The 18,063-nt window shown below is 66.7% G+C and carries 16 protein-coding genes; 8 read left to right on the top strand and 8 right to left on the bottom strand.

Annotation, left to right across the window (positions count from 1 at the left end; all coding sequences use genetic code 11):
• Window positions 1–134 precede the first annotated feature (134 nt).
• The 4 genes from ELEN_RS01780 to rplM form a co-directional block, all read right to left on the bottom strand.
• A complete protein-coding gene (locus ELEN_RS01780) occupies window positions 135–644 on the bottom strand; it encodes a winged helix-turn-helix transcriptional regulator (protein ID WP_256998789.1) in 510 nt (169 codons plus the stop codon).
• Between the two features lie 357 nt (window positions 645–1,001).
• Complete coding sequence (locus ELEN_RS01775) at window positions 1,002–1,571, bottom strand: GNAT family N-acetyltransferase (protein ID WP_015759928.1); 570 nt, start codon at window positions 1,569–1,571, stop codon at window positions 1,002–1,004.
• A gap of 99 nt (window positions 1,572–1,670) precedes the next feature.
• On the bottom strand, window positions 1,671–2,063 hold the full coding sequence (rpsI, locus tag ELEN_RS01770; RefSeq protein ID WP_015759927.1) for a 30S ribosomal protein S9: 393 nt from the start codon (window positions 2,061–2,063) through the stop codon (window positions 1,671–1,673).
• Window positions 2,064–2,066: 3 nt separating this feature from the next.
• Window positions 2,067–2,501 (bottom strand): 50S ribosomal protein L13, encoded by a 435-nt coding sequence (rplM, locus tag ELEN_RS01765; protein WP_015759926.1) that lies wholly within the window; start codon window positions 2,499–2,501, stop codon window positions 2,067–2,069.
• 441 nt (window positions 2,502–2,942) lie between these two features.
• Between rplM and ELEN_RS16475 the strand changes: the two genes are divergently transcribed.
• From ELEN_RS16475 to ELEN_RS01755, 3 genes are read left to right on the top strand one after another with little or no spacing between them, the layout of a single operon-like run.
• Window positions 2,943–3,143 carry a prevent-host-death family protein gene (locus ELEN_RS16475; RefSeq protein ID WP_015759925.1) on the top strand — a complete coding sequence of 67 codons (201 nt, stop codon included), beginning with the start codon at window positions 2,943–2,945 and terminating at the stop codon, window positions 3,141–3,143.
• 2 nt (window positions 3,144–3,145) lie between these two features.
• A complete protein-coding gene (locus ELEN_RS16470) occupies window positions 3,146–3,304 on the top strand; it encodes a hypothetical protein (protein WP_015759924.1) in 159 nt (52 codons plus the stop codon).
• The gene (locus tag ELEN_RS01755; RefSeq protein ID WP_015759923.1) at window positions 3,294–3,614 is read left to right on the top strand and encodes a type II toxin-antitoxin system RelE/ParE family toxin; all 321 of its coding nucleotides are present in this window, start codon (window positions 3,294–3,296) and stop codon (window positions 3,612–3,614) included. The genes ELEN_RS16470 and ELEN_RS01755 overlap by 11 nt, the downstream gene beginning before the upstream one ends.
• Before the next feature lie 358 nt (window positions 3,615–3,972).
• On the opposite strand, the gene ELEN_RS01750 is transcribed toward ELEN_RS01755, so the two are convergent.
• Window positions 3,973–5,646 carry an FAD-dependent oxidoreductase gene (locus ELEN_RS01750; RefSeq protein ID WP_015759922.1) on the bottom strand — a complete coding sequence of 558 codons (1,674 nt, stop codon included), beginning with the start codon at window positions 5,644–5,646 and terminating at the stop codon, window positions 3,973–3,975.
• A gap of 217 nt (window positions 5,647–5,863) precedes the next feature.
• Here ELEN_RS01750 and ELEN_RS01745 point away from each other — a divergent pair, with 217 nt between their 5' ends.
• Window positions 5,864–7,300 (top strand): response regulator transcription factor, encoded by a 1,437-nt coding sequence (locus ELEN_RS01745; RefSeq protein WP_015759921.1) that lies wholly within the window; start codon window positions 5,864–5,866, stop codon window positions 7,298–7,300.
• 9 nt (window positions 7,301–7,309) lie between these two features.
• On the opposite strand, the gene ELEN_RS01740 is transcribed toward ELEN_RS01745, so the two are convergent.
• The 3 genes from ELEN_RS01740 to ELEN_RS01730 all read right to left on the bottom strand — a co-directional run bounded on the left by ELEN_RS01740 (window position 7,310) and on the right by ELEN_RS01730 (window position 14,106).
• Window positions 7,310–8,545: a sensor domain-containing diguanylate cyclase gene (locus ELEN_RS01740; protein WP_227101023.1), complete on the bottom strand. Its 1,236-nt coding sequence runs from the start codon at window positions 8,543–8,545 to the stop codon at window positions 7,310–7,312.
• A gap of 139 nt (window positions 8,546–8,684) precedes the next feature.
• Window positions 8,685–10,349 (bottom strand): MDR family MFS transporter, encoded by a 1,665-nt coding sequence (locus ELEN_RS01735; protein WP_015759920.1) that lies wholly within the window; start codon window positions 10,347–10,349, stop codon window positions 8,685–8,687.
• Window positions 10,350–10,521: 172 nt separating this feature from the next.
• On the bottom strand, window positions 10,522–14,106 hold the full coding sequence (locus ELEN_RS01730) for an ABC transporter ATP-binding protein (protein WP_015759919.1): 3,585 nt from the start codon (window positions 14,104–14,106) through the stop codon (window positions 10,522–10,524).
• Between the two features lie 261 nt (window positions 14,107–14,367).
• Here ELEN_RS01730 and ELEN_RS01725 point away from each other — a divergent pair, with 261 nt between their 5' ends.
• The 4 genes from ELEN_RS01725 (at window position 14,368) to ELEN_RS01710 (ending at window position 18,024) form a co-directional block, all read left to right on the top strand.
• On the top strand, window positions 14,368–14,982 hold the full coding sequence (locus tag ELEN_RS01725) for a TetR/AcrR family transcriptional regulator (protein WP_009305934.1): 615 nt from the start codon (window positions 14,368–14,370) through the stop codon (window positions 14,980–14,982).
• A gap of 137 nt (window positions 14,983–15,119) precedes the next feature.
• Window positions 15,120–15,770: an MptD family putative ECF transporter S component gene (locus ELEN_RS01720; RefSeq protein ID WP_009305933.1), complete on the top strand. Its 651-nt coding sequence runs from the start codon at window positions 15,120–15,122 to the stop codon at window positions 15,768–15,770.
• Window positions 15,767–16,528, top strand: coding sequence for an energy-coupling factor transporter transmembrane component T (locus ELEN_RS01715; RefSeq protein WP_009608071.1), 762 nt, complete (start codon window positions 15,767–15,769; stop codon window positions 16,526–16,528). The genes ELEN_RS01720 and ELEN_RS01715 overlap by 4 nt, the downstream gene beginning before the upstream one ends.
• Before the next feature lie 5 nt (window positions 16,529–16,533).
• Window positions 16,534–18,024, top strand: a complete 1,491-nt coding sequence (locus tag ELEN_RS01710) for an ABC transporter ATP-binding protein (protein ID WP_009305931.1) — start codon at window positions 16,534–16,536, stop codon at window positions 18,022–18,024.
• Window positions 18,025–18,063 lie beyond the last annotated feature (39 nt).

Genomic DNA, 18,063 nt, shown 5'->3' with positions numbered 1-18,063 from the left:
TAATGCACTTATAAGTGCGCTTCTTACCTGAAAGTGAGACAGACGGGTAATCGAAAGAAAGCCGAGAGGGGCCGCAAGGCGGTCGGCAAGCCCTGAGAGCGCCCTGGCAGGGCCCTCGCTTGAGCGCCCGAAGACTACGCTTCGGGCGCGTCGCCTTCGCGTGCGTCGCCTTCGCGCGAGCCGGTGCGCACGTCGAACGTCGAAGGATCGAATTGCCAGGTGATACGCTCCGCAGCCCCCTGCTCGGAGCCGTCGTCGGCGCTGCCGTACACCAGCACGCCCTCGCCCATCGTGCCCTTCGTGCGCTGCAGCGTCTCCGCAGAAAAGCCGCCGTACGCCGCGCCCCAATCGCGGATGAAGTACAGGACGTTCGCGAAGCTGATGCCCTTTTCCGTGAGCAGATAGTCGACGCGCAGGGGCTTGACCTCGACGACAACGCGCTCGATGATCCCCACCTGCTCGAGCTCGCTGAGGTGCTGGCTGAACATCTTGTGCGATATGTCGTACGGAATGCTTTTTCTCAACTCGCTGTAACGCGCCCTCTTGCCGGGAGCCATGCTCAGATACCACACGATAAAGGGTTTCCACTTGCCTCCCAATATCGAAGCGACATACGAAAGGGAGCATGAAGTTAAATCGTCCATTCTCTCAAGCATACAACCTACTTCCCTCAACTAGCGATTCAACGGACAGCGTGATTGATTATAGAGAAGACGGAGGATCGCCAAGCTAGCGATTCCATCGGCATGACGCGAACGCGTTCCAGAAGCGTTGTCCTCTCTCCTCAAAATCCCGCGGCTGCCGCCGCACGGCGTTCGCCCCGGAAAGCACCTTGTGAGCACCCCATTTTAGGCGACCCCTGAGTTTAGTATCCACAGCGAAAACGAGTCATGCAAGAACGCACTTGAAAGTAACCTCCCTCGGCGGTTTCTCCCCCTCGCATACGAAAAACCCGCCTCCGAGGAGACGGGCTCAGAAGAACCGCGCCGCAAGCGCGCAGCCTACAGGGCGTGCTCGTACATGACGGCGGAGAGGCCGAGGAAGTCGTAGAACCCCTCGTAGATGCCGCAGTTCACGAAGCCGCACGATTCGTAGAGGTTCTGGGCGCGCACGTTGGTGGTGAACGTGTCGAGGCGCACGGCCTTCTTGCTGGCTGCGCGCGCGACGTCGATGCAGGCCTCCACCATGGCGCGCGCGAACCCGCGGCCGTGGTAGGCCGGCAGCGTGCCCAGCACGTGCACCACCAGCACCTCATCGGGTTCGGCCGTCACGCGCCAGGGCGCGTGCTCGTAGCCGGCATCGCCTTCGCCGTTCAGCACCATGGCCGACGCGATGAGCGGCGCGCGGTCCTCGCCCGCACCGTCCGCGCCCGCGTCCACGAGGCCCACGTACGCCTCGCCCGCATCCACCGAGGCGCGCAGGAACGCCGGCGACGGGTGCACGCCGTGCTCCCAGCACACGTCGAAGTCGGTGTCGCGCATCTCGTCGATCATCTTCGTGTAGAAGTCCATCACCTGGTCGAACTCGTCGACCCGCGCCTGCCTGATCGTCAACGTCGCCTTCGTCGCCATGCGTAGCTCCCTTCGTAGGGTCCGTGCTCCTTATGCAAAAAGAGCCCGCCTCCAAAGGAAGCGGGCTCTGCAGAAAACGTGCTGTTCGCGAACGCGATCCTAGCGCTTCGAGAACTGCGGGCGCTTGCGGGCCTTCTTCAGACCGTACTTCTTGCGCTCCACCATACGGGAGTCGCGCGTGAGGTAGCCGGCCTTCTTGAGCTCGCCGCGGTAGTCGCCAGCAGCCAGCAGCGCACGGGAGATGCCGTGACGCAGCGCGCCGGCCTGACCCGAGATGCCGCCGCCGTTGAGCGTGGCGATGACGTCGAAATGATCCGTCGTGTCCGTCACCTTGAACGGGGTCAAGGCGTAGTTCACGAGCGCCTGGCGACCGAAGTACGCAAGGGCGTCGCGGCCGTTGATCGTAACCTTGCCGGTGCCGGGAACGAGGCGCACGCGAGCGACGGCGTTCTTGCGGCGGCCGGTGCCGTAGTACAAAGCTTCACCTGCCATGGGTTAACCCTCCATCTTGATCTCGCGAGGCTGCTGAGCCATGTGCGGATGCTCCGCACCGGTGTACACCTTGAGCTTCTTGCCCATGGCGCGACCGAGCGTGTTCTTCGGCAGCATGCCCTTCACGGCATGCTCGATGACGCGCTCAGGATGCTTGGCCATGGCCTCTTCGAAGGTCTCGGACTTCAGCCCGCCGGGGAAACCGCTGTGGCGGTAGTAGCTCTTCGACTGGGCCTTCGTGCCCGTCACGCGGATCTTGTCCGCGTTGATGATGACCACGAAGTCGCCGGTGTCGACGTGCGGCGTGTACTGCGGCTTGTGCTTGCCCTTGAGAATCTGAGCGGCCTTGGCAGCGACGCGACCGAGAACCTGGTTCTCAGCGTCGATCAAGACCCATTCGCGCTCAACTTCGTTGGGCTTCGCGTAATACGTCTTCACTATCTTCCTCCAAAAATCCTGTCCTACCCCGCCGTGCGGGGCGGGTCTCCGTCGCCTGTTGGCGGCTCGAACGATAACGGGCCGACCGCGATGCGGCGAATGATCGGTTTCAAAAGTGCAGGTCGATCGGATGCCGGGTTCCTACGCCGACGCACGATCTTGGGTCTGGACTCCCTCGCTCGCGCTTCCGCTTCTCACTGCATGCACGGGGCTTTCGAAAGCGAACCTTTGCATTGTATACGGGTGTTTCGCCAGAAGTCAACGGAAATCCTCCACGTTGCGCGCGATCTGCACAAAGAGTCCGAAGTCCCCAAGCCTCCCAAGCCCCGCCAGCGAACGAATGTTTCACGTGAAACATTCGATTTCTCGACGCATCTTTTCCTTTGCTTTTGAACATATTATAATATGTTTATTTTCAGCATATACGCAAAGGATACCATCATGTCTGCACCCATCATCCGCTCCTCCACCGACATCCGTCGTGATTACAACAGCATCGAAGCGCTTGCAAAGGAAACGGGCAAGCCCATCTATCTGACGAAGAACGGCCGTGCATCGCTCGTAGTCATGGACGCGGCCGCGTTCGACTACGATCGCTACGTCGGCCTGCTCGTCGACGAGGCGGCCGTGCATCGCTCGTAGTCATGGACGCGGCCGCGTTCGACTACGATCGCTACGTCGGCCTGCTCGTCGACGAGGCCATCGAGCACAACAAGCAGCATCCGAAAACGTATACCGCGGAAGAAGTGAAAGCGGAAATGCGTCGTCGAGCCGAAGAAAAGCTGGCCGGCCATGATCTATGACATCTCGTTTGAAGATAGTTTTGCCGAAGACGTCTCGAATCTTGCACTCTACGAAGTGCAATTCACGTTTTCCGTCGACAAGGCATACGATCGACTTGACGCTGCCGTCGACGAAATCGAACAGGCTCTTCGCACCTTCCCCGCGCGCAATCCCGAAAAGCCGTACGGGTTCACCGAGGCGCTGCGCCGGAAGCCGATCGATGGAAAATATGCGGCTTTCTACCGGATCGACGAGGGCGAGGGCATCGTGTGTGTCGAGCGCATCCTCCACTCGAAAGCCGACTTCAACCGCATCCATTTCGGAAACTAGCCTCACCAGCGAACGAATGTTTCACGTGAAACATTCGGGGCGGGGAGCGAGTACGTCGGGAACGATCCCTTCTCGCATAAGGGTTGGTCGTGGTGACACCTTGTCCCGCTGGAGGCGTTCCTCGCCTCCGTAGAGCGGGCTGCTTTTGCCGAATCCGGTGATTTCTCGCCATTTCGGCGGCAGAGGGATGCGCAGCAGGCATAGCGTTCCAAACGGGAGATCAGAACGAATGTTTCACGTGAAACATTTGGGGCGGGACGCTGGGGCGGGCGGGCGCGAAAAAGCCCTGCGCCGGGAGGGAGGTGGCGCAGGGCTCGGGGAGGGTTGCAGGCTGAGCGCACCCGCGAGCGCCGGGCGCTTACGCGCCGGCCAGCTCGTGGCCCAACAGGTAGCCGTAGGTGATGCAGCGGCCGTGGCTGTTGCCGGCCACGTTGATGGGATAGTCCACGGCGCAGATGTCGCCCATCACGTTGCCGAGCGCGTACAGGCCCTCGATGGGCGCGCCCTCGGCGTCGAGGCACTGGAAGTCGTTGTTCGTGCGCAGGCCGCCGGGCACGGCGAGCAGCGCGGGACCCACCTTGAGCGCGTAGAACGGCCCCTCTTTCACCGGCGTCAGGAACACGGGCTTCTTGTAGTAATCGGTGTCCTCGCCCGCCTCGCACATGCCGTTGTAGCGCTCCACCGTGGCCTTGAACGTGGCAGCGTCGCAGCCGATCTGCTTCGCCAGCTCATCGAGCGTGTCGGCCTGATAGGCGTTGCCGGCCTTGATATACTCGGGAATCTGCGTCTCGAAGTACTGGGGCGCCAGCTCCAGGTCGCTGCCGTAGGGGCGGAACGAGTCCCAGAACATGCCGCCGCCGTAGGGCAGGCCGTTCACGAGGTCGGTCTTCCAGTTGGCGTCGAAGATGGACCACGCCTCGCCGTTCGGCTGGCGATTGATGGCCAGCGACTTGCCCTGCACCCAGGTGTCCTCGCACATGAAGCGCTCGCCGTTGTCGTTCACGAACAGGAACGGGCCGTGGAACCAGCAGAACGCCTGCGGGTGCATCATCGTGGGCAGCGGCAGGTCCTGCAGCTGCGCGCCAACCCACATGCCCATCTTGTGGCCGTCGCCCGTGTTCACGCCCACGGGCGTGTACTGGCTGCGCGGCTGGCCGTACTCGGCGCAGATGGGGGCGTACGCCTTGCACATCTCGAGGTCGCCGCCGATGTCGCCCGTGCACAGCACCACGCCCTTGCTGGCATTGTACTGCACGTAGCCGTCCTTGCCCTCGCAGATGCAGCCGGTCACCTTCGTGCCGTCCTTCACCAGCTGCACGGCCGGCGAATCGAACACGAATTCCGCGCCGTCCTTCACGGCGTCGTTGTAGCACAGCTCGGCGCCGGCGAAGCCCGTCGAGGTGAGGCCGGCCTCCTCGGGGATCATGAGCATGTGGTAACCCGGCTGCTCGGCGTACACGTCGTCGTGGCTGTAGAACGCGCCCACCATCGCGGAGCCGCCCACGGCCTCGGCCTTGGCCAGCAGCCAGTTGGACGCCTCTTCGGAGCTGTTGAAGAACTTCACGATGAGGTCCTCGTTCGCGCGGCTCGCGCACTGGGCGATCCAGTGCTGCTTGGCGTTCACCTTGTCCACCTCGATGCCCAGCTCGTCCATGTAGTGCGAGTTGATGGCGCCGAAGCCGCCGCCGCGGCCGTTCCAGCTGGACGTCTTCTCGACGACGGTCACCTTGCCGCCCTTCTCGGCCGCCGCCGCGGCGCACGCGCAGCCGGCCAAACCGGCGCCGATGACGAGGATGTCGGTGTCCACCGTCGACGTGATGTCGGTGATGGGATCGGGAACTGCCTCCCACGCGTACTGCGTCTCGCCCGCGCTCGCCGCCGCGCTTCCGGCCGCGTCGCCGCCGGCCTTCGCGTCGCCTGCGCTCGCCGCGGGCGAGCAGCCGGCCAGGCCCGCGCCGGCGGCGACGGCCGCGGTGGCGCCCAGGCCCAGGAACGCACGGCGGGACAGCCCGTTCTTCATGATGTCGGTCATTGGAAACCCCTTCCCTCGATGAGCGGAATCCCTTGTTCCGCATAGCCCCATCCTGGCCGAACGGCCGCGCGCGGGCATCTGGCGAAGCGGCCCATTTTCGCCGAAACCCGCAACATGGGCCGTTGCGGCCCATGCCTCAACCAGGGTTCCCGCTTGCGCTCCCCCGCCTGTTTTGCTAGGTTTGAAGCGACGCGACGAGGGATGGGAATGGGGAGCGATGCGCACGAAACCGCAGGATGACGACCACGTTGGCTTCTCCGGCTGGCGCTTGCTGGGTTTGGGATTCTGGCAAGCCTGGTGGATGATCAGCATGTGCACCGACGTGCTGCTGCCCACCACCGACCGCTTCCCGTTCGCGGGCAACACCACGCTGTGGGTGCTCGTGCTGACCACCGTGGGCTACCTCGTGGTGGTGGCGCTCGCGCGGCGCCTCTCGCCGTTCCTCACGCATCGCGCAAGCTTCCTCGCTGCGGGCGGCCTGACCGCCGCGGGCACCGTGACGCTGCCCATCGCGCTGACGCTGGGCTCAGGAGCCGCGGGGTTCGCTTGGTTCCTTGCCGGCACCGTGTCGCTGTCGCTGGGCAACGCGCTGCTGCTCATCATGTGGGGCGAGCTGTGGAGCGCGCTGGCCACCGGGCGCGTCGGGCGGCACCTGTACGTGTCGTACACGTTCGCGTTCGTGCTGTTCTTCGTCGCGTACGCGCTGCCCGAGGCGGCGGCCGTGGCGTTCACGGCGGCGCTGCCCATCGTGTCAGCCGCGGTGCTGGTGGCCTGCAAGCGCGAGCCGCGCCGCGAGCCCTCGGTGCTGCCGCTCGACGTGCGCACCATCCCCGTGGGGCGCATTTTCGCCTGCATCCTCGTGATCAGCATCGTGTACGGGGCCTCGCAGGGCATGGTGAACACGTTCGCCGAGGGCGATGCCGCGTTCACCGCGAAGGCGCTGCTGCTGGCGGGCTGCGCGCTGGCCGCCATCACGCTGTCGATGGTGGTGGCGCCCTCGGCCGCCGAGCCCATCGCGCTGTACCGCCCGGTCATCCCCGCGATGGTGGCGGGGCTCATCCTGCTTCTGCTGCTGCCCGCGCCGTACCGCTTCCTGGGCGCGGGGCTGGTCATCATGGGCGTGTACTGCCTCGACATGTTCATGATGCTGGTGTCCACCGACGTGGCGTTTCGCGGACGCATACCCGTGGCGCTGTCGTTCGGCCTGGTCATCCTCTGCGCCCGCACCAGCACGCTCATCGGGTCGTTCGCCGCGGACCAGCTGCTGAACGCGGCGCTGTGGTCGGAGGCGCTGCGCTCCGAGGTGTTCCTCGTGGGCGTGCTGGCGCTCGTGCTGGTGGGCATGCTGTTCTTCACGCAAACCGACGTGCAGAAGCTCTACGCCACCTCGCGCGAGGAAACCGCCGACGCCAGCCTCGAGCAGAAGTGCGCCGCCATCGCGCGGATGTGCCGCCTGACGAACCGCGAGGCCGAGGTGCTCGTGCTGCTGGCCCGCGGACGCACCGTGCGCTATATCTGCGACGAGCTGTCCATCGCGCAGGGCACCGCGAAGCACCACGTGAGCAACATCTACCGCAAGGTGGGCGTGTTCGACCGCCAAGGGCTGCTCGACACCATCGAGCAGGGCGGCGTGGGGAAGCCGGGCTGGGAGTAGCGCCGGGCGCTAGGACGCCGCCGGCTCGTCGCGGTAGAACGCGTAGGTGCCGCCGCCCGCGCGCTTGGCGCAGTACAGGGCCTTGTCGGCCTTGCGGTACAGCTCTTCGTACGTGACGCCGTCCTGCGGATACAGGGCGATGCCCAGGCTGATGGACACCGGCCCGTGGTCGTCGTCGGAGGCCTCGGCGGCCTCGCGCACCGCCGCGCACATGCGTTGCGCGACGGCCTCCACCATGAGGTGCGACGAGATGCCCCGCAGGCACACCATGAACTCGTCGCCGCCCACGCGTCCCACGAGGTCGTCGTCGCGCACCGCGCTGACCACGCCCGCCACCGACTCCACGATCACGCGGTCGCCCGCCACGTGGCCGTAGCGGTCGTTCGTCGTCTTGAAGCGGTCGAGGTCGGCCATGATGAGCGCGTGCCCGTGGTCGACTTCGGACCGCTCGATGATGCGCGTGCAACCGTCCTCGAACGTCGCGCGGTTCAGCACGCCCGTGAGCGCGTCGCGCTCGGCCCGCGCCTTTTGCACCAGCTCGCGCTCGTGCCGCTCGGTGGTGTCGCCGAACGCGACGACGGCGTACACCGGACGGTTCTCGCCGTCGAACACGAGCGAGTAATCGACCTGGTACCAGCGGAACCGCCGCGTGTCGAAGTCCCGCATGCGCAGCATGACGCCCCCGCGCGGCACGCCCGTCTCCATGTCGCGGTACAGCGACCGGTACAGCTCCACGTGCTCAGGCGCGATCATGCCGGCGGCGATGGCGCTGTCGGGCACGTTCACCATGCGCGCGGGCGCCGTCAGGTAGCCCTCCACCGCGCCCTGCATGGTGAGCGCGCGGTCGGCCAGGTCGAACGTGGCGATGTTCTTGCCGCTCATCTGCGCGGCGATGCGAAACGCGTCCTCGCTCATGCGCAGGCGCTCGGAGGTGTCCATCCACGAGCTGACGTCCAGCACGAGGCAGGTGACCGTGCCGCGCCGCGCGTCGTGACGGCACCGCGCCATCGTCCACAGCAGCGTGCCGGTTGCCGTCTCCTGGTTCACCTCGATCTCGAAGTCCGTCTCGCCTGCCTCGATATGCGCGCGCAGCTGGCCGCAGAACGCGCGCCAACCGTGCGAGTTCCGCACGTCGAGGGGGTAGAAATCGTCGGGGGATCGACGCTGGTAGCCCAGCAGGCTGAAGAACTCGTCGTTGGCGTACAGCGGCTCGACCGCGCCCGCCTCGTATCGCACGCGGGCCATCCCTGCGGGGATTTCGGATTCGTCGATCGTATCAAAAAACAGTTCGCTCATAAAAGTAGTATACCCCCCCCCCAAGCCACAGGAGCAACCACAACCTTGACCTGTGAGCGTAGGTTGACGCCCGCGCCGGCCGCGCGGGCTAGCGGCGTCGCGCGCCCTGCCGCCGCCGGGGGTCGTCCGCGCCTTCGTCGGCCCCATGCCCCGATCCGTCCACGGTGGTGGCCAGCCGCGTCTCGCGCAGGAACAGCATGAGCACGAGGCCCGCCACGGCCAGCGGCAACGCGAGCCAGAGCACGGGCGCGAGCGCGTCGCTGTAGGCGGCGCCCACCGCATGGCGCACGTCCGGGGGCAGCGCGTGCACGATGGCCGGCGTGAGCAAGTTCGCGTCCGTGCCGAGCGCCCCGACGCCGCCGACCGGCGCGAGGCGCTCGGCCAGGGCGCGCGCGAGGCCGCTCGTGAACAGCGCGCCCACGACGGAGGTTCCCAGCACCGACCCCACCTTGCGGAAGAAGCCCGTCGCCGCCGTGGCCATGCCCACGGCGGAGGCCGGGAACTCGTTCTGCACCACCAGCACGAGGATCTCGAAGTTCAGGCCCACGCCGAAGCCCATGACGGCCAGCAGGCCGCCGACGACGACCGCCGACGGGTCCTGGTCCACGGCAATGAACCCGACCATGCCCGCCACGAGCACGGCGAAGCTGACCACCATGAGCTTCTTGTACGTGCCCAGCTTGTTCACGAGGTAGCCCGACAGCAGCGAGGCGGCGAACCAGGCCGCGTTCATAGGCGCCACCAGGTAGCCGGCGGCGGTGGCGTTCAGGTCGTCGACGATCTGGAAGTACGTGGGCAGGTACGTGAGCACGCCGATCATGACGAACATCGTGATGGAGCTTGCGACGATGGAGATGTCGAAGTTCCTGTTCTTGAACAGCGACAACGCCATGAGCGGTTCCCGTGCGCGGCGCTCCGCCAGCACGAACAGCGCGCTCGCAACCGCGGTGGCAACCAGCAGGCCGATGATGGTCGGCGAGGTCCACGCGTGCTCGTTGCCGCCCCACAAGGTTGCCAGCGTGAGCGCGGTCACGGCGGCCACGAGCGTCACGGCGCCGCCGACGTCGAACGGCGCCCTCTCCGCGGTGCGGCGCGGTTTCGGCAGGAAGACGGCGGCGATGACGATGGCGGCCAGCGCGAGCGGCACGTCGAACCAGAACGCCCAGCGCCAGCCCACCGCGTCGGCGAAGAATCCGCCCAGCAACGGGCCGGCCAGCATGGGCACGGCGTAGGCCACGCCCATGATGCTGAGGTAGAGCGCGCGGCGGCGCGGCGGCACCACGTCGGCCACGATGGCCTGCGAGAGCACCATGAGCCCGCCGCCGCCCAAGCCCTGCACGGCGCGGCCGATCACGAGCCCTTCCATCGACGGGGCCAGCGCGCACGCGGCCGAGCCCGCCACGAACAGGGCCAGCGCGCCGATGAACAGCCCTTTGCGGCCGATGAGGTCGCCCATCTTGCCGTACAACGGCATGGTGACGGTGGCGGCCAGCACGTAGGACGTGGTCACCCACAGCATGCGGTTCACGCCGCCCAGCTCGCCCACGATGGTGGGCAGGACGGTGGCCACGATGGTCTGGTTCAGGGTCCCCACGGTCATCGCCACCAGAAGCCCCGCGAACACGGCGGCGACCGAGCGCCGCGACAGCGGCGGATCGGAAGCCGGGAGAGCCGTCGGACAGCCGCCGCCCGCGGCGGGTTGCCGGCCGCCGCCGGAGACGCTCCCCTCCTCCGCCTGCCCGTCGTTCGCCATCGCCTGCTCCGTCCTCGCTCGCCTGCGCCCTCGTCCACGGCGCCGGAGCGCCCATCCAGTCGGGCAAGCTTTGCAGAGGGGAGGAACGCGCGTCAAGGGCTGTTGCCCGCTCGTTACCGCAGGTGAGCGGTTCCGTTCAGCGCGACTCCCGCGGGGCGGGAAGCGGGCGGCATCACGCCAGCTCGCGATCGGCCGCCCACATGCGGGCGTACTTGCCGCCCGCGGCCACCAGCTCGTCGTGCGTGCCCTGCTCGAGCACGCGGCCGTCGCCGACGACCGCGATCGAATCGGCCCCGCGCACGATGGCCAGCGTGTGCGCCACCATCACCACGGTCTTGCGCTTCGCCAGCAGGTTGGCGATGGCCTCCTTCACGGCCAGCTCGTTCTCGATGTCGAGCGAGGCCGTCGCCTCGTCCAGCAGCACGATGGGCGCGTCGCGCAGGATGGCGCGCGCGATGGACAGGCGCTGGCGCTCGCCGCCCGACAGCCGGCCGCCGTTCTCCCCGATGCGCGAGGCGTAGCCTTCGGGCAGGGCGCGCACGAACCCGTCGGCGTTCGCGAGACGGCACGCCTCCCGCACCTCGTCGTCGGTGGCGCCGGGCCGGGCGTAGCGGATGTTGTCCATCACCGAATCGTCGAACAGGAACACGTTCTGATCGACGACGGACACGCCCGCCAGCACGCTTTCCGGCGCGTAGGCCGCGGTGTCCGCGCCGCCGATGCGCACCGTGCCGCGCGCGGGCCGGTAGTACTGGGCGATGAGGTTGAGCGCCGTGGACTTCCCGCACCCCGAGTCGCCCACGAGCGCGGTCAGCTTGCCGTCTTCGCACGTCAGGCGCAGCCCCTCGAACACCGGCTCGCCCTTGCAGTAGGCGAACCCGACGTCGGCCAACTCGATGCGCGATCCCGTCGCCGGCAGCGCGTCGAAGCTGCCCGCCTCCTCCGGCTCGTCCACCACCGCCTGGATGCGGCGCTTCGCGATCATGAGGTTCTTGTAGGCCGTCAGGTTCACGAAGATGCTGTTCCACACCTTGTTCATGAACAGCGGCAGCATGATGATCAGCAGGTACGGAACCGCGCCCAGCGCCCCGTCGAGGTACGCCGCGCCGCACATGAGGAACAGCAGCGGCTGGCACAGCCCCACGATGATGGACATGACCGCGCCGAGGGGGATGAGGGCCGCCTCGTACCAGAAGCTGACGTCCGAGTACTCCCGCATGCTGTCCACGATGGCCTCGTTCTTCACGCCGCCGATGCCGTAGGCGCGCAGCGTCTGCATGCCGGTCACGTGCTCGACGGTGCGGCTCGTGTTCGCGGCGCAGATGTCGCTTTTGCGGGTGCCGTAGCGTCGCACCTGGTGCCACGACAGCGCCATCGCGGGCACGATGAGCGCGAACGAGAGCGCCACGACCGCGCCGGCCGGCAGGTAGAGCCAGCAGACGAAGCCGGTGAGCATCACGGCCAGCGTGATGTCTTTGACGACGGATCCGGTGCGGTGGGTGAGGATCTGCTCGTAATCGTTCACGTTCGCGGTGAGCGCGTTGAGGTAGTCGCCGCTCGACCGCTCGGTGAACCGCGCGAGGGGGATGCGCTTGATCTTGTCGCCCAGGTACTGGCGCAGGTTGCGGCTGACCTGCGCCCCGCCGATCTGCCCGCGCACGTAGCCGTAGCCGTAGATGAGGAGCCGCAGCACGAACACGAGCGCAAGGGCGCCGGTGAATCCCAGCAGGGTGCCGAAGTCGGCCGCGCCGCTGAACACCTGCTGCATCACCAGGAAGATGAGGCCGAAGTTGCAGCCCGACAGCAGTCCCTCGATGACGGTGCACGCCACCGAGACGGAGAAGTCGCGGTTCTTCGCGAACACCGAGGTCGAGGCGGAGGCGGAGGCCGGGGCCGGGGCCGGATCCAGGGTCGGGCTCGAGGGCGCTTGCGCGGGCGCCGACGATGCGCCCTGCGGCTGCGCGGCGGCACGGTGGACGGAATCGCTTGCGGCGCGCTGCCGCGGCTCCGCTTCCGCCGCCGCGGCGCCGAACCCGAACGTGATGCGGCGCGTCCGCTCGTAGTCCGCCCATGCCTTGCGGTAGTACGGGCACGCGGCAAGCACCTCGTCGTGCGTCCCCACGGCCGAGATGCCGCCGTCCTCCACCACGGCCACGCGGTCGCAGGTGCGCACCACGCCCAGGCGATGCGCCACGATGACCACCGTGCGGCCCGCGCAGAGGTTGGCGATGGCCTCGTCGATCTGCACCTGGTTCTCGGGGTCGGCCGCGCTGGTGGCCTCGTCGAGGATGAGCACGGGCGCGTCCTTGAGGATGGCGCGGGCGATGGCGATGCGCTGGCGCTGCCCGCCCGACAGGCGCTCGCCCAGCGTGCCGATCTCGGTGTCGTAGTCGCGGGGGAGCCCCATGATGAAGTCGTCGATGCGCGCCTGCCGCGCCGCTTCGCGCACCTCGTCCAGCGTGGCGCGCTTGCCCATCCGGATGTTCTCGAGGATGCTGCCGCTCGTGAGGAACGTCTTCTGGAACACCACGGCCACGTGCGCCAGCAGGTCGTCGTAATCGAGGTCGCGCACGTCCACGCCACCGATACGCACCGTGCCCTCGGTCGCATCGTAGAAGCGGGACACGAGCTCGACGATGGTGGTCTTCCCCGCGCCGCTGGGCCCCACCACGGCCAGGCGCTCGCCCTGCTGCACGGCGAGGTTCACGCCGTGCAGCACCTCGCGCGTGCCGTCGTAGCTGAAGCGCACGTTCTCGAGCCGCACGTCGCTCTTGGCGGGAAACGGCGCGCCGCCGGCGAAGGCGGGCAGGTCCAGCAGCTCTTGCGCCTTGATCGCCCCGCTTTTCACCTGGGCGTACTTGCTGCCGATTTCCTGAAGCAGGCGAATTTCGGTCAGGTAGAGCGACCCGACGAACGCGAACAGCAGAAACGTGCTGCCCGAGATGGCTCCCGTGGAGAACAGGAAGCCGCCGAGCGGCACCATCACGAGCATGCCGCACTCGATGATGATGACGAACGCCGCGAAGCCCGGACCCGTTTTCCGCGCGATGTCGCACCACACGGCGTGCTCCTCGTCCACGGCGGACTGGAAGCGGCGAAACGACTTCGAGCCCATGTTCAGCGCCTTGATGACGCGCATGCCGCGCACGTACTCCACCATCACCGCATTCATCCGCGACAACGCCGCGCTCGCGCGCGGCATCACGCCGGCCATGCGCTTGAAGATGACGCCCATCACGACGAACGCCGCCGCGAACGGCACGAGCGTCGCCAGCGCCAGCGGCACGTTCACCGAGCACAGGAAGATGAACGCCGCGACGGGGCCGGTCAGGTACATGATCGCCTCGGTGATGTTGTGGGCCAGGAACAGCTCGAGCTTCTCGATGTCGTCCGACAGGACGGTTTTGATGGAGCCGGTCGACCGCTCGTCGAGCTGCCCGAGCGGCGCGTGCGCCAGATGGTCCACGACGCGGCACCGCACGCGGAACAGCGTGTTGTACGCGCCCTTGTGCGACAGCGCGCCCGCGCATCCGAAGCACGCGTACTGGATGCACACGCCCACCGCTACGACGAGCGCGTTCGACGTGATGACCTCCCACGTGCAGGTCCCTTCGTAGGCCGCCTTCATGATCTCGTACACGCCGTAGTACGGCACCATGGCCATAAGCCCCGAAACGAACGCGAACACGACGGCCGCGATCAAGTACTTCCGGTCGGGTCCCGCCCACTTCAATATCAATCTGATCGGACTGTTCATGCAGACTCCTTGCACCTGTGACATATCGTTCGGCTGCAAGGATAGAACACGCGAAAAGGAAGTTTGCCCACTGCAACTTCGCGCGTCCGATGCAACTCAACCGCCGTCCGATCGTCGTACCGAAGCGTTCCGTCACCGGCAACGGAGACGCCGCGATTCGAGGACGATCGCCCATCTTTTCCTTGACAGAGTTAACCGTGTATGACATTATTCGTAACGTCGTTATCGATAACATTGTTATTGATGAGAAGGGATCAGGATGTGAAGCAGGTTGAGGAAACGCGCGGTCTCGTGCTGCAAAGCGCGCAGCGAGAGTTTCTGGACAAGGGATACGAGAAGGCGAGCCTGCGCAGCATCGCGCAGAACGCCGGCGTGACCACCGGCGCGCTGTACGTGCGCTTCCCGAACAAAAGCGCGCTGTTCGCCGCGCTGGTCGAGCCCGTATCCGCGCACCTGCTCGGGCTCTTCCGCACGGGCAACGACCAGGGGTTCGAGCAGCTGGACGAAGGGCGCCCCGAAGACATGTGGAGCACCTCCGAAGACGTGATCACCCGCATCGTCGACTACATCTTCGAGCACAAGGAGCCGTTCGACCTGCTGATAAACCACGCGGCGGGAAGCGGCTACGAGCATTTCCTCGACGATCTCGTAGAGGAAGAAGTCAGCCAATCGCTCGCCTACCTGGACGCCATGCGCGAGCGCGGCCTTGCCTGCGCGAGCCCGTCCCACGACGACCTCCATGCGCTCGTGAGCGCGGAATACTACGCATTCTTCGAAATCGTTCGCCACGACACCTCGAAAGAGGACGCCGTTGCGCGCATCAAACTCATCGTCGACTTCTTCCGCCCCGGCTGGGAGAACCTCTTCGGCGGGTGATGCCGTCTTTCCATGACCACTAGTTAGCTCAAACTAACAAAAGCAGTCCGCTCGAACACCCGCGCACGACGGGCCTTCCTTCGTGCGCCCGATTTCCACCAGCCCGGCCCGACGGGCCCACCCGAAAGGAGAGCAGCATGAGCACCGAGAAAACCATCGACACCACCCGAGGCGCACGCGGGCGCGCCTCCAAGAAGAGCATCGCAACCCGCGACGTCATGACCGTCGCGGCCATGATGGTGCTGACGTTCCTCGTATGCATGGTCACGGGACCCCTGACCATGCCGTTCCCGTTCGTGTATCTGTACCTGTGCGCCGGCATCCAGATGTTCCTCTGCGCGACGTTCTACCTCGTCGTGGCGAATCGCCTGAACAAGCATGGCGTCTTCCTCGTGTGGGGCATCGTGTACGGCACGGTGCTCGCGCTTTCAGGCTACGTGTTCCTGCTTCCCTACTTCGCCGGCGTCGCGGCGATCTGCGAGCTGGCCATGATCGGCAAGGATGCGTACCGCAGCCCCGTGCGCAACACCGTCGGCTGGACCATCTGGGCGGTCGGCATGGTCATCGGCAATGCCGTGCCCGTCTGGGCTGCGTGGGACGCCTACGTGGCGAAAGCGACGACCGACGGCTTCACCGCCCCGGTTCTGACCATGCAGCTCGACCTGCTGTCGAACCCGCTGCACCTGCTGGGCGCCTGCGCCATCACCGCCGTGCTGGCCGTGCTTGGATGCCTGTTCGGCAACCGCCTGCTCAGGAAGCACTTCAAGAAGGCGGGTATCGTGAAATGAGCGGCGCCGTGCACCCTGCCGCGCCAGCCGAGGCCGCTCTGAGCGCGCCGACCCGTCGGGACGGGGCAACCCGGCAGCACGCCCGCATCCGCGAGGTCAACGTCCTCTCGTTGCTCGCGATCATCGTGTGCACGTGCGCCGTGACCTTCCTGTCCACCAGCACGATGCTGCACGTCGCGTTCACCTGTGCCCTTTTCGTGCTCATGGCCGCGATGGGCTTCGCAAGGGCCGGCGCCGGGTTTCTGCTCGCGTTCGCGGTGACGCACGCATGGCTCGCCCTCAACGTGCGTTTCGACATCGGGTTCCCCTCGCCCATGGCGTTCACCTTCGTCCTGGAGATGCTACCCCTCCTCATGCCGGTGTACCTGCTCGTGCAAGCTCCCTCGGGAAAGCTGATGGCAAGCTTGCGCCAGCTGCCCATCCCCTCCCCCGTGCTGCTCGCCGTCATCGTCATCCTGCGCTTCATGCCCACCATGCTGTCCGAGCTGGCCGACGTGCGCGACGCCATGCGCACCCGCGGCTTCCTCCGCTCGCCGGCGCACGTCTTGGCGCATCCGCTCGCAACGCTCGAGTTCGGCGTGGTGCCCATGGTGTTCCGCTCGCTCACCATCGCCGACGAGCTGGCTTCATCCTGCATCGTGCGCGGCATCGAGAGCCCCTGCGCGAAGCAGAGCTACTATGCGCACGGCATGCGGATCGGCGACGGAGCGCTCATGGCGGGGTTCGCGATCGCCTCGATCTTGATCGTGGTGGGGTGAGCGACATGATGCCGAACCACGACCCGCAGGCGCCGGCCATCGAACTCGCGCACCTGACCTTCGCCTACGAAGGCTCCGCTCCCCAGCTCGAGGACGTGAACCTGACCGTCCAACCCGGCGAGGTGGTGGTGCTCACCGGGCCCTCGGGCGGAGGCAAGAGCACGCTGACCCGCGTGGTCAACGGCCTGGTGCCGTCCTTCTACGAAGGCGAGCTGACCGGGACGGTGCGCCTGTTCGGGCGCGAGGTCGACGACATCCCTTCGTGGGAACGCGGGCTCGCGGCGGGCAACGTGTTCCAAGACCCCCGCAGCCAGTTCTTCGCGAACGAGGTGGCGGGCGAGATCGCGTTCGGGTGCGAGAACTACGGGCTCGATCACGAGCTGATCGTCGAGCGCGTGCACGGGGCGGCAAGCGAGCTGGACATCGCCCCCTTGCTCGAGGAGAAGGTGCGCCTGCTGTCGTACGGCATGCGCCAGCGCGTGGCCATCGCCTCCGCGAAGGCCATCGACCCGCCCCTCTACGTCATGGACGAGCCCTCCGCCAACCTCGACCACGAGGCCACCGAGCAGCTCGGCAACCTGATACGCGCGCTCAAGCAGCAGGGAAAGACCGTGCTCCTGGCCGAGCATCGCCTGTACTATCTGCGCGGCATCGCCGACCGCATCGTCTACCTCGCCAACGGCCGCATCGCCGACTCGTTCACGCCTGCGGAACTCGTCGCCCTCGACCCCGCGCGCATCGAGGCCCTCGGGCTGCGCAGCGCGAACCTCGAGGGCCTGACCGCACCTGCCAGGAAACGGACCTGCGCGGCCCCGCACGTGCCGCCGCTGCTCGAAGTCGAGGGGCTGCGCAAGTCCTTCGGCGAGCGGATCGTGGCCGACGGTGTGAGCTTCGCCTGCCGCCCCGGCGAGATCGTCGCCGTGGTGGGCCCCAATGCCACCGGGAAGAGCACGCTGGGAAAGCTGCTCGCCGGCCTCGTGAAAGAGGACGGCGGCACCGTGCGCGTGGAGGGGAAGAAGCTCGCGTCCGGACGGCGCCGAGGACGCATATGGTACATCATGCAGGATCTGGACAGCCAGCTGTTCGGCGAAAGCGTGCGCGACGAGCTGCTGTGCGGGCAGAAGGCAACGCCCGAGCGGACGGCCCGCGCCGACGAGGTGCTCGATGCGCTGGGCCTGGGCGCGCTTGCCGACCGCCACCCGGCAACGCTTTCGGGAGGGCAGAAGCAGCGGCTCGCCCTGGGCGTCGCGCTCATGCACGACGCCTCCGTCATCGTGCTCGACGAGCCCACGAGCGGTTTGGACGGAAAGAGCATGCGCTCCGTCGGCAGGCAGATCGAGAAGCTCGCGCACGAGGGCCGCGTCATCCTCATGATCACGCACGACGTGGAGTGCGCGGTTGCCACGTGCGACCGCGTCCTGCACCTGCGCGACGGGCGGGTCGCGCAGGACGTCCCCCTCCGCGACGCCGAAGAGCTGCTCGCCGCCATGCGGTGACCGCGCCATCCGATTCCAACGCCCCTACCCCATCGAGAA

This window comes from Eggerthella lenta DSM 2243 (assembly GCF_000024265.1).
Lineage (GTDB): Bacteria > Actinomycetota > Coriobacteriia > Coriobacteriales > Eggerthellaceae > Eggerthella > Eggerthella lenta.
Note: the sequence above shows the minus strand (reverse complement) of the source record. Positions and strands in the feature narration are given on the sequence as shown.

What these genes read in the sequence shown, in the direction of transcription:
- ELEN_RS01780 (WP_256998789.1), bottom strand. Translation starts at nt 644, where the DNA reads ATGGACGATTTAACTTCATGCTCCCTTTCGTATGTCGCTTCGATATTG.
- ELEN_RS01775 (WP_015759928.1), bottom strand. Translation starts at nt 1,571, where the DNA reads ATGGCGACGAAGGCGACGTTGACGATCAGGCAGGCGCGGGTCGACGAG.
- rpsI (WP_015759927.1), bottom strand. Translation starts at nt 2,063, where the DNA reads ATGGCAGGTGAAGCTTTGTACTACGGCACCGGCCGCCGCAAGAACGCC.
- ELEN_RS16475 (WP_015759925.1), top strand. Translation starts at nt 2,943, where the DNA reads ATGTCTGCACCCATCATCCGCTCCTCCACCGACATCCGTCGTGATTAC.
- ELEN_RS16470 (WP_015759924.1), top strand. Translation starts at nt 3,146, where the DNA reads ATGGACGCGGCCGCGTTCGACTACGATCGCTACGTCGGCCTGCTCGTC.
- ELEN_RS01755 (WP_015759923.1), top strand. Translation starts at nt 3,294, where the DNA reads ATGATCTATGACATCTCGTTTGAAGATAGTTTTGCCGAAGACGTCTCG.
- ELEN_RS01750 (WP_015759922.1), bottom strand. Translation starts at nt 5,646, where the DNA reads ATGACCGACATCATGAAGAACGGGCTGTCCCGCCGTGCGTTCCTGGGC.
- ELEN_RS01745 (WP_015759921.1), top strand. Translation starts at nt 5,864, where the DNA reads ATGCGCACGAAACCGCAGGATGACGACCACGTTGGCTTCTCCGGCTGG.
- ELEN_RS01740 (WP_227101023.1), bottom strand. Translation starts at nt 8,545, where the DNA reads ATGGCCCGCGTGCGATACGAGGCGGGCGCGGTCGAGCCGCTGTACGCC.
- ELEN_RS01735 (WP_015759920.1), bottom strand. Translation starts at nt 10,349, where the DNA reads ATGGCGAACGACGGGCAGGCGGAGGAGGGGAGCGTCTCCGGCGGCGGC.
- ELEN_RS01730 (WP_015759919.1), bottom strand. Translation starts at nt 14,106, where the DNA reads ATGAACAGTCCGATCAGATTGATATTGAAGTGGGCGGGACCCGACCGG.
- ELEN_RS01720 (WP_009305933.1), top strand. Translation starts at nt 15,120, where the DNA reads ATGAGCACCGAGAAAACCATCGACACCACCCGAGGCGCACGCGGGCGC.
- ELEN_RS01715 (WP_009608071.1), top strand. Translation starts at nt 15,767, where the DNA reads ATGAGCGGCGCCGTGCACCCTGCCGCGCCAGCCGAGGCCGCTCTGAGC.
- ELEN_RS01710 (WP_009305931.1), top strand. Translation starts at nt 16,534, where the DNA reads ATGATGCCGAACCACGACCCGCAGGCGCCGGCCATCGAACTCGCGCAC.